The 13,954-nt window shown below is 68.8% G+C and carries 13 protein-coding genes; 1 reads left to right on the top strand and 12 read right to left on the bottom strand.

Annotation, left to right across the window (positions count from 1 at the left end; all coding sequences use genetic code 11):
* Positions 1–89: 89 nt before the first annotated feature.
* The 7 genes from I6N91_RS09765 to truB all read right to left on the bottom strand — a co-directional run bounded on the left by I6N91_RS09765 (position 90) and on the right by truB (position 6,847).
* Positions 90–2,348: a polyribonucleotide nucleotidyltransferase gene (locus I6N91_RS09765; RefSeq protein WP_198812369.1), complete on the bottom strand. Its 2,259-nt coding sequence runs from the start codon at positions 2,346–2,348 to the stop codon at positions 90–92.
* A gap of 269 nt (positions 2,349–2,617) precedes the next feature.
* Positions 2,618–2,887, bottom strand: coding sequence for a 30S ribosomal protein S15 (gene rpsO, locus I6N91_RS09760; protein ID WP_120166611.1), 270 nt, complete (start codon positions 2,885–2,887; stop codon positions 2,618–2,620).
* A gap of 135 nt (positions 2,888–3,022) precedes the next feature.
* Positions 3,023–4,018: a bifunctional riboflavin kinase/FAD synthetase gene (locus I6N91_RS09755; protein WP_198812368.1), complete on the bottom strand. Its 996-nt coding sequence runs from the start codon at positions 4,016–4,018 to the stop codon at positions 3,023–3,025.
* 190 nt (positions 4,019–4,208) lie between these two features.
* Positions 4,209–4,934, bottom strand: coding sequence for a DUF4345 domain-containing protein (locus I6N91_RS09750; protein WP_198812367.1), 726 nt, complete (start codon positions 4,932–4,934; stop codon positions 4,209–4,211).
* Between the two features lie 142 nt (positions 4,935–5,076).
* Positions 5,077–5,580: a hypothetical protein gene (locus I6N91_RS09745; RefSeq protein WP_307843308.1), complete on the bottom strand. Its 504-nt coding sequence runs from the start codon at positions 5,578–5,580 to the stop codon at positions 5,077–5,079.
* Positions 5,577–5,945 carry a hypothetical protein gene (locus tag I6N91_RS09740; protein ID WP_120166619.1) on the bottom strand — a complete coding sequence of 123 codons (369 nt, stop codon included), beginning with the start codon at positions 5,943–5,945 and terminating at the stop codon, positions 5,577–5,579. The genes I6N91_RS09745 and I6N91_RS09740 overlap by 4 nt, the downstream gene beginning before the upstream one ends.
* The gene (truB, locus tag I6N91_RS09735; RefSeq protein WP_307843307.1) at positions 5,945–6,847 is read right to left on the bottom strand and encodes a tRNA pseudouridine(55) synthase TruB; all 903 of its coding nucleotides are present in this window, start codon (positions 6,845–6,847) and stop codon (positions 5,945–5,947) included. The genes I6N91_RS09740 and truB overlap by 1 nt, the downstream gene beginning before the upstream one ends.
* Before the next feature lie 85 nt (positions 6,848–6,932).
* On the opposite strand from truB, the gene I6N91_RS09730 reads away from it, so the two are divergent.
* Entirely contained in the window at positions 6,933–8,108 is a 1,176-nt protein-coding gene (locus I6N91_RS09730) for a pyridoxal phosphate-dependent aminotransferase (RefSeq protein ID WP_198812365.1), read from the top strand.
* Between the two features lie 84 nt (positions 8,109–8,192).
* On the opposite strand, the gene rbfA is transcribed toward I6N91_RS09730, so the two are convergent.
* From rbfA to rimP, 5 genes are all read right to left on the bottom strand, one after another.
* Positions 8,193–8,651 carry a 30S ribosome-binding factor RbfA gene (gene rbfA, locus I6N91_RS09725; protein ID WP_120166623.1) on the bottom strand — a complete coding sequence of 153 codons (459 nt, stop codon included), beginning with the start codon at positions 8,649–8,651 and terminating at the stop codon, positions 8,193–8,195.
* Positions 8,652–8,760: 109 nt separating this feature from the next.
* Positions 8,761–11,733, bottom strand: a complete 2,973-nt coding sequence (infB, locus tag I6N91_RS09720) for a translation initiation factor IF-2 (RefSeq protein WP_198812364.1) — start codon at positions 11,731–11,733, stop codon at positions 8,761–8,763.
* A 152-nt stretch (positions 11,734–11,885) separates the two neighbouring features.
* Complete coding sequence (locus tag I6N91_RS17575) at positions 11,886–12,143, bottom strand: YlxR family protein (RefSeq protein ID WP_374058939.1); 258 nt, start codon at positions 12,141–12,143, stop codon at positions 11,886–11,888.
* Between the two features lie 154 nt (positions 12,144–12,297).
* The gene (gene nusA / locus I6N91_RS09710) at positions 12,298–13,278 is read right to left on the bottom strand and encodes a transcription termination factor NusA (protein ID WP_133403304.1); all 981 of its coding nucleotides are present in this window, start codon (positions 13,276–13,278) and stop codon (positions 12,298–12,300) included.
* Between the two features lie 11 nt (positions 13,279–13,289).
* Complete coding sequence (gene rimP / locus I6N91_RS09705) at positions 13,290–13,919, bottom strand: ribosome maturation factor RimP (protein WP_198812362.1); 630 nt, start codon at positions 13,917–13,919, stop codon at positions 13,290–13,292.
* Positions 13,920–13,954: the final 35 nt, after the last annotated feature.

The following is a 13,954-nucleotide window of genomic DNA, read 5'->3' as shown; positions in this document are numbered from 1 at the left end:
CAGGGTTGAGCGTCGATCGGGGAACGGCCAACGGCCCCGCCGTGGACCAGGGTCCACGGCGGGGCCGTCGGCGGCGGAACCGCGGGCACCTAGCTGACGGTGTCCTCGGCGGGCACCTCAGGGAGCTCGATCCCGGCGTCGTCGGCAGCCTCTTCGGCGACCACCGGCGACAGCGAGAGCTTTCCGCGGTCGTCGATCTTGGTGATCTCGACCTGGACCTTCTGGCCCACCGCGACGACGTCGTCGACGTTGTCGACGCGCTTGCCGCCCGAGAGCTTGCGCAGCTCGGAGATGTGAAGCAGGCCGTCCTTGCCCGGGGTGAGGGAGACGAACGCGCCGAACGTCGTCGTCTTGACGACGGTGCCCAGGTAGCGCTCGCCGATCTCGGGAACCTGGGGGTTCGCGATGGCGTTGACCGCTGCGCGGGCGGCCTCGGCCGAGCCGCCGTCGGTCGCGCCGATCAGCACGGTGCCGTCATCCTCGATGGAGATGTCGGCGCCGGTGTCCTCCTGGATCTGGTTGATCATCTTGCCCTTGGGGCCGATGACCTCGCCGATCTTGTCAACGGGGATCTTGACCGAGATGATCCGCGGCGCGAACTCGGAGAGCTCGTCCGGGGCGTCGATCGCGGCTTCGAGCACGCCGAGGATGTGGAGGCGGGCCTCGCGGGCCTGCTTCAGCGCGGCGGCCAGCACGGAGGCGGGAATGCCGTCGAGCTTGGTGTCGAGCTGGATGGCGGTGACGAACTCGGAGGTACCGGCGACCTTGAAGTCCATGTCGCCGAAGGCGTCCTCGGCTCCGAGGATGTCGGTCAGCGCCGCGTAGCGGGTCTGGCCGTCGACCTCATCGGAAACGAGGCCCATGGCGATGCCCGCGACGGGTGCGCGCAGCGGGACACCGGCGTTGAGCAGGGACAGCGTCGCGGCGCAGACCGAGCCCATCGAGGTGGAGCCGTTGGAGCTCAGCGCCTCGGAGACCTGGCGGATCGCGTAAGGGAATTCCTCGCGGCTCGGCAGGACCGGGGCGATGGCACGCTCGGCCAGGGCGCCGTGGCCGATTTCGCGGCGCTTGGGCGAACCCACGCGGCCGGTCTCACCGGTGGAGTACGGCGGGAAGTTGTAGTGGTGCATGTAGCGCTTGCGCGTCACCGGGGACAGCGAGTCGATCTGCTGTTCCATCTTGAGCATGTTCAGCGTGGTGACACCCAGAATCTGGGTCTCGCCGCGCTCGAAGATGGCCGAACCGTGGACGCGGGGCAGGACCTCGACCTCGGCGGTGAGCTTGCGGATGTCGGAAAGCCCACGGCCGTCGATGCGGACCTGGTCCTTGAGGATGCGCTGGCGCACGACGGCCTTGGTGACCGAGCGGAAGGCTGCCGAAAGCTCCTTCTCGCGACCCTCGAAGGACCCGGCGAGGGACTCGAGGACCTCGGCCTTGAGGGCGTCGGAGGCGGTGTTGCGCTCCTGCTTGTCGGCGATCTGGAAGACCTCGGCGAGCTTCTGCGCGGCGGCCGACTCGACGGCGGCGTAGACGTCGTCCTGGTAGTCGAGGAACACGGGGAACTCGACCGTCGGCTTGGCCGCACGCGAGGCCAGGTCCGACTGCGCTTCGCACAGGGCGCGGATGAACGGCTTCGCCGCTTCCAGGCCCTCGGCGACGATCTCCTCGGTCGGTGCCGTGGCGCCGTTTTCCTTGATGAGGTTCCAGGAGTTGTCGGTCGCTTCGGCCTCGACCATCATGATGGCGACGTCGTCACCGACGACGCGGCCCGCAACGACCATGTCGAAGACGGAGTTCTCGAGCTCGGAGTGCTTCGGGAAGGCGATCCACTGGTCATTTCCGCTGCCGTCGGAGACGAGCGCAACGCGGACGCCGCCGATCGGGCCGGAGAAGGGAAGTCCGGAGAGCTGGGTTGACATCGAGGCCGCGTTGATGGCGACGACGTCGTAGCGGACGTCGGGGTTGATCGCCAGCACGGTGACGACGATCTGGACCTCGTTGCGCAGGCCCTTGACGAAGGCCGGACGCAGCGGGCGGTCCATCAGGCGGCAGGCGAGGATCGCCTCGGTGGAGGGGCGTCCCTCGCGGCGGAAGAACGAGCCCGGGATGCGCCCGGCGCCGTACATGCGCTCTTCGACGTCGACGGTCAGCGGGAAGAAGTCGAAGCCTTCGCGCGGGGAGCTTCCGGCGGTGGTCGCCGAAAGGAGCGCGGTGTCTTCGTCGATGTAGACCATCGCTGCGCCGGCGGCCTGCTGGGCAAGGCGGCCGGTCTCGAAGCGGACGGTGCGTGTTCCGAAGCGGCCATTGTCGATGACGGCTTCAGCAAATTGGATCTCGGGACCCTCCATAGAGAGTCACCTCCGTTTCTTTGTGGTGGGGGCAGTCGGCACCATTGTCGGGCGGCCCCTCGTGGGCCGCCTGTGCACCCGGTCTTCGATCGAGATCCACGGGACGGCGGCCCCTGCGGCCCGCCTCCCGGAGATCACTACCGAGGACCGCGAATGCGCGGTGCCTGCTGGCTCCAGATGTTTATCTAGCGGTGGTGCACCCGGACTGACCGGGCATAAGCGGAAGGCGGCTCCGTCTCCTGGGGAGATGGCGCCGCCTTCCATACAACCTATCGGCGCAGGCCGAGGCGCTCGATGAGCGTCCGGTAACGCGTGATGTCGGTGTCGCGCAGGTAGTCCAGCAGGCGACGGCGGCGTCCGACCAGAAGAAGCAGGCCACGACGGGTGTGGTGGTCATGCTTGTGCATCTTCAGGTGTTCGGTCAGGTCGAGGATGCGGCGGGAAAGCATCGCGATCTGCACCTCGGGGGAACCGGTGTCCCCTTCGGAGGTGGCGTACTCTTTGATGATTTCCTGCTTGATAGCGGCGTCAAGGGCCACGTGTAACTCCTAGAGTTGTACCGTGAATAAGAGGTTTCGGCCGGCTGCCGGACCGTCCGCCGGAGCGGACCGCGCGAATGCCTGACACACAAAAATCCAGCCACCACGGACTGCAGCCGGATCTCAGCCTCCAGTTTAGCCGCTGGCCTGCAGATCTGTCGAAAGCACCTGCCGCGAGCGGTCCACGTCGAGGGACATCTGCTCGGCCAGCGCCTCCGGTCCGGTGTAGGTGACCTGGCCCCGCAGCCGCTGGAGAAACTCGACGACAATCCTCTGCCCGTACAGGTTGAAGGCCGAGATCTCCTCCTCCGGACGGTCGATGACGTGCGCCTCGACCTGCCGGGTGACACCGTCGAAGGTCGGGTTCGATCCGACAGAGATGGCGGCGGGCCACCGGGTGCCCGATTCATCGACGAGCCAGCCGGCATAGATGCCGTCGGCCGGGACGTAGCCCTCGGCGTCGTTCGAGAGGTTGGCCGTCGGAAAGCCCATCTCCCTTCCCCGTTTCGCGCCGTGGACGACCTCGCCGCGCATCCGGTGCGGGCGTCCGAGGATCCGGGCCGCGGTTTCCACGTCCCCGGCGTCAAGCGATTCCCGCACCCAGGTCGAGGAGCAGCGGCGCGTTGCCTCGCCCTGGCCGGTGGCCAGGGGCACGCTGGCCGCGAAGTCGTCGATGGCGAGGACCTCGAAGCCGAACCGGTGGCCCAGGGCGCGCATCGTCTCGAGGTCGCCGCTGTTGCCCCGCCCAAAACGCACGTCATGGCCGATGACGACGGCGCAGGCGTGGAGCGAGTTCACGAGGACCTTCTCGACGAACTCCTCGGGGGTGTAGGAGGCGAGGTCGAGGGTGTAGTGCATCATCAGGACGCCGTCGATGCCAGTCTCGGCCAGCGTGTGCACCCGGTCCTCGAGCCCCATGATCAGGGCCGGTGCGCTGTCGGGGCGGTGGACCTGGGCGGGGTGCGGATCGAAGGAGATCGCGACGGCCGCGGCGTCGCGCTTCCGCGCCGCCTCAACCAGGTGCTCCAGCACGCGCTGGTGTCCCCGGTGGACGCCGTCGAAGTTGCCGAGCGTGAGGACCGACGGGCCGAAATCGTGGGGCACATCGGCAAGGTCTCTCCAGTAGAACACGCATCTCCTTCGCCGTTGCGGCTTTCCGCGGCGCGGGCCGGAGCGTCCGGTTCCCTGCAGCGCCACTGTCCATTATTGCCGATAACGCGCTCCGCCATTTCACGTTTGCCGGAGGAAAGCTTCGCAAATGCCGCAGAAAAGCTTCGCAGAAGCCGCAGGGCAGGATCAGGGGAAAGTGCCGTCACGGGCATCAGCTGCGGGAGCTGAAGTCCTTCCGCATTTGGGTGGTCTTGGTGATGTACTTGTGCCACACCAGCAGGGCGGCTGGGAAGGCGAGCTCAACGACCATGAGGATGATCAGCAGGTAGTGGGGGGTTCCCGAGAACGCCCAGGACAGCACCCTGCCGATGCCTCCGGCGAAGACCATGAGGCAGACCAGCCAGAGCATGTTGGCCCATTGGAACTTCACGGCGATGGTGACGAAGGCGGCCCCCACGCCGACCATCATGGCGGAGAAGAAGCGGAACTGGTTCTCGAGGGTCGGGTTGACGGGCCGGGCGTCGGTGTCGGGAAGGCCGGCGGTGCCGAGGATCAGGTAGTAGGCGCCGAAGCCGGCGAGGATCAGGCCGACGAGGACGACGACGGTGCGGAACATGCTCCAGTCGCTGCCGCCGATCCCCTCGCGGGGCTTGGCGCCCTCCCTGGTCTTGGTCTGGTCCCTCGTGGTCCCCTCTTTCGTGGTCCCCTCTTTCGTGGTCCCGTCCTTGGCCGTCCCTTCCTTGGCCGGACCGGCCGCGGTGCGGGACGGCGCCGGCGTGGAGGGCGGCCGGGTGACGGGCGGGGTTCCGGCCGGACCGCTGCCGGTTCCGCCGCTGACCGGACCGGTGCCGGTCGATCCCGCGCTGGATGCTGAAGCCGCCGAGCCCGGGGTGTTGGTCCCCGGCCGGCCGTGCGGGTCCGGGATGTTCGTGCTCATGGCGCTTCCTCGCTGTCTTTGCTGCTCCTGCCGCAATACTCTCACGCAGCACAGGGACCGGAAAGGGCGATCTTGGGGGTGCCCGGTGGGTCGGTCCGTGGGACGCGGATCCGGGCAGCTGCCGGGCTGAGGGCGGTGCCGCCTACGCGGCGACGGGGGCCGCTGGCCGGTTGCGGTACAGCCAGGCCAGGCCGAGGACCGGAAGGATCAGGGGGACGTAGCCGTAGCCCTGGCCGAAGGCGGACCACACCGTGTCGGCGGGGAAGGCCTGCGGGTCGAGGAGGCTGAAGCTGCCCACGGCCAGCACGCCGATGAGTTCGACGCTGACTGCGGCGACAGAGATCCGGTACCAGTGGGCGCCGGGCCGGGCCAGCGAGACGGTCGCGAGGACGTAGACGGCGGCCGCGCAGGCGGTCAGCAGGTAGGCCAGCGGTGCCTCGGAAAACTTGGTGGCGATCTGGAAGGCGGCCCGTGCGGAGGCGGCCAGGGCGAAGATCCCGTAGACGGCAATCAGCAGCCGGCCCGGGCCGTGAGTCCGCCGGCTGTCCCCTCCCCCGTCGGAACGGCCGGCGGGGTTGGCGCCGCCGCCGGAGGGCGTCCCTGCGTTTCCGGGGCCGCCGGCTCCCCCGCTTCCGGTGTGCTTCACAGTCCTGCCACTCCGTCCCAAATCTGCTCCATTCGAACCAGCATTACAAATACGGCGAGCCCGGCGGCGGCCAGCACGAGATTGCTCCAGCGGCTCCGCTCGAGGATCGCCCACCAGAAGGCACCGACCGGCAGGACAAGGGCCGTCAGGAGGTAGCCCCAGAACTCCCAGGCCTCGCCGAGCACCGGCTCTCCTCCGGCCTGCCGTACGCCGGCGGCCACGGCATAGACGAGCAAGAACAGCTCGACGGCGGCCACGGAGAGGATGGTGATGTCGTTCGGGGGCTGGCGCAGCAGCGCCGCCCCGATGCACAGCAGGGCGGAGACGACGCCGATCACCGAGCCCGCCAGGAGGAACCCGTCCATCACGCCGGACCGTTTCCGGGCGCGAAGACCAGCAGGGCCCGGGCATCCTGGCCGCGGTTCTCGAGCAGGGCTACGAGGGTTCCTTCAGGCGAGTAGGCGGCCACGGGCCCGCCATCCTGCCCGGCGGGGATCTTCCGGCCGTGGGAGACGTCGTCGGCCTCGGCGGCGCTGAGCTCCCGCACCGGGAACAGGGCGCGCCCGGCGTCGTCGAGCTCAAGCAGCGTCAGCTTTTCGGCAAGCTGGTCAAGGGTGGAGGCCTGCTCGATGGTGTAGGGGCCCACCCGGGTGCGCCGCAGCGCGGTGAGATGCCCGCCCACCCCCAGGGCAGTCCCGAGGTCCCGGGCGAGGGCGCGGATGTAGGTGCCGGAGCTGCACTCGACAGTGACGTCGACGTCCTGCTGCCGTCCGCCGTTGACGCGGCGGATGTCGTGGACTTCGAACCGTGAGACCGTGACGGACCGGGCCTCAAGCTGGACGTCCTCCCCGGAGCGCACCCGGGCGTAGGCCCGCTGGCCCTTGACCTTGATGGCGCTGACGCTGCTGGGCACCTGGGAGATCGTCCCGGTAAGCGCGAGCACGCCGGCGGAGATGTCCTCGGGGGTGATGGCGGCCGCGATGCTGCCTCCGGTGATCTCGCCTTCGGCGTCGTCGGTGATCGTCGACTGGCCCAACCGGATGGTGGCGGTGTAGGTCTTGTCGGTGCCCACGATGTAGGTGAGCAGCCGGGTGGCGCGGTTGACGCCGATCACCAGCACGCCGGTGGCCATCGGGTCGAGGGTGCCGGCGTGGCCGACCTTGCGGGTGCCTGCCAGCCGGCGCATGCGTCCAACGACGTCATGGCTGGTCCAGCCCTGGGGCTTGTCCACGATTATCAGCCCTGAGTGGACCTGCCCGGAATTCACGCCTCCCAGTATAGGGCGAAGCCCTGGGCGCTCCCCGCCGACCGGTGCCGCCCGCGCGGCGCAGCGCAGGCGATAGCATTCCCCTATGCTTCCCGCCGCCCACGCCCGCCGAGTTCCGGTCAACCAGATCCGCGAGATCACCCAGGCTGCATGGGCCACCCCGCACTCCATCGTGCTGAGCATCGGCGAGCCCGGGTTCACCGTCGCCCGGCACGTGCTTGAGGCCTCGATGGCGGCCCTGGACCGAGACGAGACCAACTACACGCCCAATGCGGGCATCGCACCGCTGCGGGAGGCCTTCGCCGCCCGGTTCCTCGAGCACAACGGCGTGGCCGTGGATCCCTCGCAGGTCTACGTGACCGCCGGCGCCCAGCAGGGGCTGCACCTGGCGATGAGCACCCTCCTCGGGCCCGGCGACGAGGTGCTCATCCCCAACCCCGGCTATCCCACCTACCCCATGACGGCGGGGCTGGTGCACGCCGTCGCCGTCCCCTACCCGCTGCTGCCGGACAACGGCTTCCAGCCGCGCATCGAGGACCTCGAGGCGCTGGTGACCCCGCGCACCCGGATGCTCGTCCTCAACTCGCCGTCGAACCCGCTCGGCGCCGTGTTCGACGCCGACCTGACCCGGGCGCTGGTGGACCTCGCGCGGCGGCGGGACCTGTGGATCCTCTCCGATGAGTGCTACGAGGCGTTCACCTTCGACGTCGAGCATGTGAGCCCGGCACGCTTCGACGCGGGCGGCCCCGAGGCCCCCGCGGAGGCCGGCAGCCCGAGGGTCTTCACCTCCCTGACCCTGTCGAAGACCTACGGCCTGACCGGGCTGCGGATAGGCGCCCTGGTCACCCCGCCCGGCATGGAGCCGCTGCTCAACAACATCATGGAGGCCACCGTCTCCTGCGTTTCCGCGCCGTCCCAGTACGGCGCCCTCGCCGCGCTGACCGGGCCTCAGGACTACGTGGTCGACGCCCTGGCGCACTACCGGAAGAACCGGGACGCGGCCACGGCGGTGCTCCGGGAGCTCAATATCCCGTACCTGCCGGCCCAGGGGGCGTTCTACCTGTGGGCCGATGTTTCCCACGCCTCCGGCGGCGATGTCCGGGCGTGGGTCGCTTCCCTGCTGGAGACCCGCGGGGTGGCGCTGGCGCCGGGAACGGCGTTCGGATCCGGGGGTGAGGGCTGGGTCCGGATCGCCCTGTGCACCGAGACCGACGCGCTGGTCGAGGGCCTCAGCCGCCTCCCACACAGAAAAAGCAGCTGACCAAGGGTCAACTGCTTCTTCTGTGTGCCCGGAGGCGGGCACCGGTTCGGCCGGGTGTACCCGGCCCTCAATCCTGCGGTGACCCTAGAGCCCGCGCGGAGCCTCGGTTGACTCCTCGTCGCGCTCCTCGGCGGTGCGGTACGGGTCGGCGTCGCCGGCGAATTCGGCGCCCTGGGCGATGGCCGCCACTTCAGCGTCGCGTTCGCGGGCCTTCCGGAGGAGCTCCTCGAGATGGCCAGCGTTCACCGGAATCTCATCGGGAACGAACTCGAGCGTCGGCGTGAGCCGGGCCGTGATGTTCTTGCCGACTTCGGCGCGCAGGATGCCGCGGGCGGACTCGAGGGCCGCCCGGGTGGCCTGCTGCTCGTCCTCGTCACCGAGCACCGTGTAGTAGAGGGTGGCGTGCTGGAGGTCGTTGGTGACGCGTGCATCGGTCAGGGTCACTGCTTCGAGCCGTGGATCCTTGACCCTGCGGCGGAGAGCCTCGGCGACAATCACCTTGATCCGCTGTGCGAGCCGCGCAGCGCGTGCCGGATCTGCCATTACTCTTCCTCCTGTTGCTCTGGTCTGCTGAAACGTTGAGCCGGCCGCGGAACGGCCGGCGGACAGCACAGGCGCCCCGGATCCCGGAGCGCCTGCGCTGTGCTACCTGCTAGACGCGGGGCTTCTCCCGCATTTCGAAGGTCTCGATGGTGTCGCCTTCCTTGACGTCGTTGAAGGACCCAAGGCCGATACCGCACTCGAAGTCCGTCCGGACCTCGGTGACGTCGTCCTTGAACCGCTTGAGCGAGTCGACGGTGAGGCCCTCGCCGATAACCTTGCCCTCGCGCAGGACGCGGGCCTTGGTGTTGCGGCGGATGATCCCCGAGCGGACGATCGAGCCTGCGATGTTTCCGAACTTCGAGGAACGGAAGACTTCGCGGACTTCGGCGGTGCCGAGCTGGACCTCCTCGTACTCCGGCTTGAGCATGCCCTTGAGGGCGAGCTCAATGTCATCGATGGCTGCATAGATGACGGAGTAGAAGCGCATGTCCACGCCTTCACGCTCGGCCAGGTCGGCCACGCGCTCGGCGGGCTTGACGTTGAAGCCGATGATGATCGCGTTGTCCACGGTCGCCAGGTTGACGTCGTTCTGCGTGATGGCGCCGACGCCGCGGTGGATGACGCGCAGCTGCACGCCTTCGCCGACGTCGATCTTGAGGAGCGAATCCTCGAGCGCCTCAACGGCACCGGAGACGTCACCCTTGAGGATGAGGTTGAGGGTGTCAACCTTGCCCTCGGCCACGGCCTGGTCGAAGTCCTCGAGGCTGATGCGCTTGCGGCGCTTCGCCAGGGCAGCGTTGCGGTCAGCGGTCTCACGCTTCTCGGCGATCTGGCGGGCGGTGCGCTCGTCGTCGGTGACGAAGAACGTGTCGCCTGCCCTCGGCACTGTGGAAAGACCGAGCACCTGGACGGGCCGCGACGGTCCGGCCGTGGTGACCACATCGCCGTTTTCGTTGAACATGGCACGGACGCGTCCGTGGGCAGTTCCGGCGACGATGGTGTCTCCGACGCGGAGGGTACCCGACTGGACCAGGACGGTCGCAACGGCGCCGCGGCCCTTGTCGAGGTTTGCCTCGATGGCGATGCCGCGGGCGTCCTTGTTCGGGTTGGCCCGCATGTCGAGCGCCGCGTCGGCGGTCAGCAGGACCGCTTCGAGCAGCTCGTCGATGCCGTCGCCCTTGAGCGCGGAGACGTGGACGAACATGGTGTCGCCGCCGTACTCCTCGGGAACCAGGCCGTACTCGGTCAGCTGACCCTTGACCTTGTCCGGATTCGCGCCTTCCTTATCCATCTTGTTCACAGCGACGACGATCGGCACGTTGGCCGCCTGGGCGTGGTTGAGCGCCTCAACGGTCTGCGGCATGACGCCGTCGTCCGCTGCGACAACCAGCACCGCGATGTCGGTGACGCTGGCACCACGGGCACGCATGGCGGTGAACGCCTCGTGACCGGGGGTGTCGATGAAGGTGATCGCCCGTTCCGAGTCCTCCATCTCGTGCTGGATCTGGTACGCACCGATGTGCTGGGTGATCCCGCCGTGCTCGCCCTCGACAACCTTGGTGTTGCGGATGGCGTCAAGGAGGCGCGTCTTACCGTGGTCGACGTGGCCCATGACGGTAACAACCGGAGGACGGGCCTCAAGCTGCTCGTCGCCTTCGGCCTCAAGCTCGGCATCGAAGTCGATGTCGAAGCTGCTGAGCAGCTCGCGCTCTTCGTCCTCGGGGGAAACGACCTGGATCAGGTAACCCAGCTCGGTTCCGAGCACCTGGAAGGTGTCCTCGTCGAGTGACTGGGTCGCCGTCGCCATCTCACCGAGGTGGAAGAGCACGGTGACCAGGGCTGCCGGGTTCGCCTCGATCTTGTCGGCGAAGTCGGTGATCGATGCACCGCGCCGCAGCCGGACGACGGTGTTTCCGTCGCCGCGGGGAACGCTGACGCCGCCCAGCGAGGGAGCCGACATCTGCTCGAGTTCCTGCCGCTTGGCACGCTTCGACTTGCGCTGCTTGCCGCGGCCGGCTCCTCCCTTACCGAAGGCTCCGGCGGTGCCGCCGCGTCCGCGGCCGCCCTTGCCGAAACCGCCGCCTGCGGGGGCTCCACCGGGGCTGGCCGGGGCTCCACCGGGACCGCGGCGCGGCCCTGCACCCGCTCCGGGCGCGCCGCGGCCGGGGGCTGCGGGACGCTCGGTGCGGTTGGGCATCATGCCCGGGGTCGGCCGGGAGCCGCCGGGACCGGCGGGACGGGGCGCACCCGGACGCGGAGCGCCCGGACGGGGTCCACCGGCGCCTGCTGCCGGACGGGGTACGCCTGCACCTGCTGCCGGACGGGGACCGCCCGGACCTGCCGCCGGGCGGGGTCCGCGCTCGTCATCACGGCGTCCACCCGGACGGGGCATGCCCTGGGAGGGTGCGAACGGGTTGTTGCCCGGACGAGGTCCGCCACCGGGACGGTCGCCCGTCCGGTCGGCCGGACGATCGCCGTCGCCGCGACGGGAGCCCATGCCCTGTGAGGGGGCGAAGGGGTTGTTGCCCGGACGCGGTGCGCCACTGGGGCGGGTGCTGCCGGGACGGGCCGCGCCTGCCGCAGGAGGGGTTGCCGCGGTGCGGGGTGCCGGACGTGCACCTGGCTTGGCGGCCGAGGAGTTTCCGGCCGGGGTGCCGTCGCCGGCCGGTGCCTGCGGGGCGGCCGGCTCGGAGAACGGTGAGGGGCTGGCAGCGGGAGCCTGCTCCTGCGCGGGGGCCGGAGCCTGCTGCGCCGGGGCCTGCTCGGCGTCTGCCGGCTTCGGCTGGGCGCCGGGGCCGGGAACTGCGGGGGTGGAGGGCTCCGGTGACGGGGCCGCCGGTGCGGGCTCCGCGCTGGCCGGCGCTGACGGTGCCGGTGCAGAGGCCTTGGGCGCCGAAGCGGCCGCGGCGGTCTTGGATGCACCGTTGGCGGGGAAGGCGCCGCGAAGTTTCTTCACGACGGGGGCCTCAATGGTTGAGGAGGCGGAACGGACGAATTCGCCCAGTTCCTGCAGTTTTGCTACTGCATCTTTCGAGGTAATACCGAGCTCTTTTGCGAGTTCGTGTACGCGGACCTTGGCCACATTTCTCCTGTCTCGGTCCGCACCGAGTCAGGTACGAACCGTCTAATTCCTACTGCAGAACCCGCCTGCCGAGGCAGCCGGGAAGCCGAATGCAGAGCTCAACGGATTGTTCATCGTTGGGCACTCATCGCTGGGTACTCATCGGGTTTCCATCAGTTTTCTGACCCGCTTTCAGGGAGGACGGTTTCTTGCCTGGGGCCGTTGGAGGTCCCAGTGAGTGCATGGAATTGAAGCGCCAGTTGCCCGGTCTCGACAGCGCCCCGAAAAGCACGGTGAAATGCCTTGCGTCGAAGAGCCGTTTCCATACAGGCCGGATCCGGGTGCAGCCATGCGCCCCGACCGGACAGCCGGCGGTGCGCATCAAGCACGGCGACCTTACCTTCGTCGCCTGCCTGGGCCACCACCCGCATTAGTTCCGACTGGTCTCCGCGCTGCCGGCAGCCGATGCAGGTCCGGATGGGGTGGAACCCCGTGTCCGTCGTGCCCGGTCCGCCGAGGCGCATGAAATCCTCAGTCCCTTCCATTCTACCGCTTCCGCGAACGATGTTGTTACCCGCGCCCCGCTCAGGCCTTGGCGGGCTGGGCGGCGTCGGAGACGATGTCGATGCGCCAGCCGGTGAGCTTGGCGGCAAGGCGCGCGTTCTGGCCCTCCTTGCCGATGGCAAGGGAGAGCTGGTAGTCGGGGACGACGACGCGGGCCGAGCGGGTCGTCTCGTCGGTGATCGTCACCGAGGACACCCGCGACGGCGACAGCGAGCTGGCGATGAAGGTGGCGGCGTCGTCGCTGTAGTCGACGATGTCGATCTTCTCGTCGTTGAGCTCACTCATGACCGCACGCACTCGCGAGCCCATCTCCCCGATGCAGGCACCCTTGGCGTTGACGCCGGGGACATTGGCCTTGACGGCGATCTTCGTGCGGTGCCCGGCCTCGCGGGCAAGCGCCACGATCTCGACGGTCTTATCGGCGATCTCGGGAACTTCGAGTTCGAAGAGCTTCCGCACCAGGCCCGGGTGGGAGCGTGAGAGCGTGATCGAGGGGCCCTTCATCCCGCGGTGGACGTCGACGACGAAGGCGCGCAGCCGGGTGCCGTGAAGGTACTTCTCCCCCGGCACCTGCTCGGGCGGCGGCAGCACTGCTTCGACCGAGCCGAGGTTGACCTGGATCATGTGCGGGTTGCTGCCCTGCTGGATCATGCCGGCGACGAGTTCGCCCTCCTTGCCGCGGAACTCGCCGAGGATGTTGTCGTCCTCGGCGTCGCGCAGCCGCTGCAGGATGATCTGCCGGGCGGTGCTCGCGGCGATGCGCCCGAAACCGCTGGGCGTGTCGTCGAACTCACCGACCGGCTCGCCGTCGTCGTCGACCTCGGTCGCCCAGATGGTCACGTGGCCGTTCTTGCGGTCGAGTTCGGCCCGCGCCTTTTCCACCGCGCCGGGGCTGCGGTGGTAGGCCACGAGGAGGGCCTGTTCGATCGTGGGGATCAGCAGGTCAAGCGGGATCTCCCGTTCGCGCTCGAGCAGCCTCAGCGCGCTCATATCAATATCCATTGGGGGACTCCTTATGCTGGGTGCGCCGGACCGGGATCGCCCGGACCGTCGGCACCGTTGTCTTCGTGGTGTTCATCCTCGGCGTGCGCAAATTCGACCTGCACCGTGCCTTTGCGGATCCGGGAAAATTCAAGGGTCATCGGTTCGCCCTGGCGGGGCTTCATCCCCTTCTTGACGGGCAGCTGCGGAAGCAGCCGGATGCCGTCGGCGGAGACCTCGAGCAGCCGTCCCACGACGTTGTCGCCGCTGGCCGGGGTCACCTCGACGAGCCGGCCGACGTTCCTGCGCCAGTGCCGCGGCTCGGTCAGGGGCCGGGAAACTCCGGGGGAGGAAATTTCGAGGCTGTACGGCCTGCCGTCGTCGTGGGTGTCGTTGTCCATGGCCTCGGAGAGGTCGAGGGAGACACTCGAGATGACGTCGAGGCCTACGCCGCCCTGCCGGTCCTCCGGGAGGTCGACGATGACGTGGACGGTGCGCTGCACGCCTGCGGTCTTGATGTCGATGTCCTCGAGGAAGAGGTCGTGCTTCTCGACGACCGGCTGGAGCAGATCCCGGAGTCTCTGCGCTTCCGCCTGCAGCTCGGCATCTCGGGCCGCTTTGCGCGGCGACGACGGATTTCCCTGGCCGGACCGAACCGCCATAGCTGCCTCCCACTCGATGATGTTGTCTCCCAAGA

It is taken from the genome of Arthrobacter sp. MSA 4-2, from assembly GCF_016405885.1.
Taxonomy (GTDB): Bacteria; Actinomycetota; Actinomycetes; order Actinomycetales; family Micrococcaceae; genus Arthrobacter_D.
Note: the sequence above shows the minus strand (reverse complement) of the source record. Positions and strands in the feature narration are given on the sequence as shown.

What these genes read in the sequence shown, in the direction of transcription:
- I6N91_RS09765 (WP_198812369.1), bottom strand. Translation starts at nt 2,348, where the DNA reads ATGGAGGGTCCCGAGATCCAATTTGCTGAAGCCGTCATCGACAATGGC.
- I6N91_RS09750 (WP_198812367.1), bottom strand. Translation starts at nt 4,934, where the DNA reads ATGAGCACGAACATCCCGGACCCGCACGGCCGGCCGGGGACCAACACC.
- I6N91_RS09740 (WP_120166619.1), bottom strand. Translation starts at nt 5,945, where the DNA reads ATGGACGGGTTCCTCCTGGCGGGCTCGGTGATCGGCGTCGTCTCCGCC.
- I6N91_RS09730 (WP_198812365.1), top strand. Translation starts at nt 6,933, where the DNA reads ATGCTTCCCGCCGCCCACGCCCGCCGAGTTCCGGTCAACCAGATCCGC.
- rbfA (WP_120166623.1), bottom strand. Translation starts at nt 8,651, where the DNA reads ATGGCAGATCCGGCACGCGCTGCGCGGCTCGCACAGCGGATCAAGGTG.
- I6N91_RS17575 (WP_374058939.1), bottom strand. Translation starts at nt 12,143, where the DNA reads ATGCGGGTGGTGGCCCAGGCAGGCGACGAAGGTAAGGTCGCCGTGCTT.
- nusA (WP_133403304.1), bottom strand. Translation starts at nt 13,278, where the DNA reads ATGGATATTGATATGAGCGCGCTGAGGCTGCTCGAGCGCGAACGGGAG.
- rimP (WP_198812362.1), bottom strand. Translation starts at nt 13,919, where the DNA reads ATGGCGGTTCGGTCCGGCCAGGGAAATCCGTCGTCGCCGCGCAAAGCG.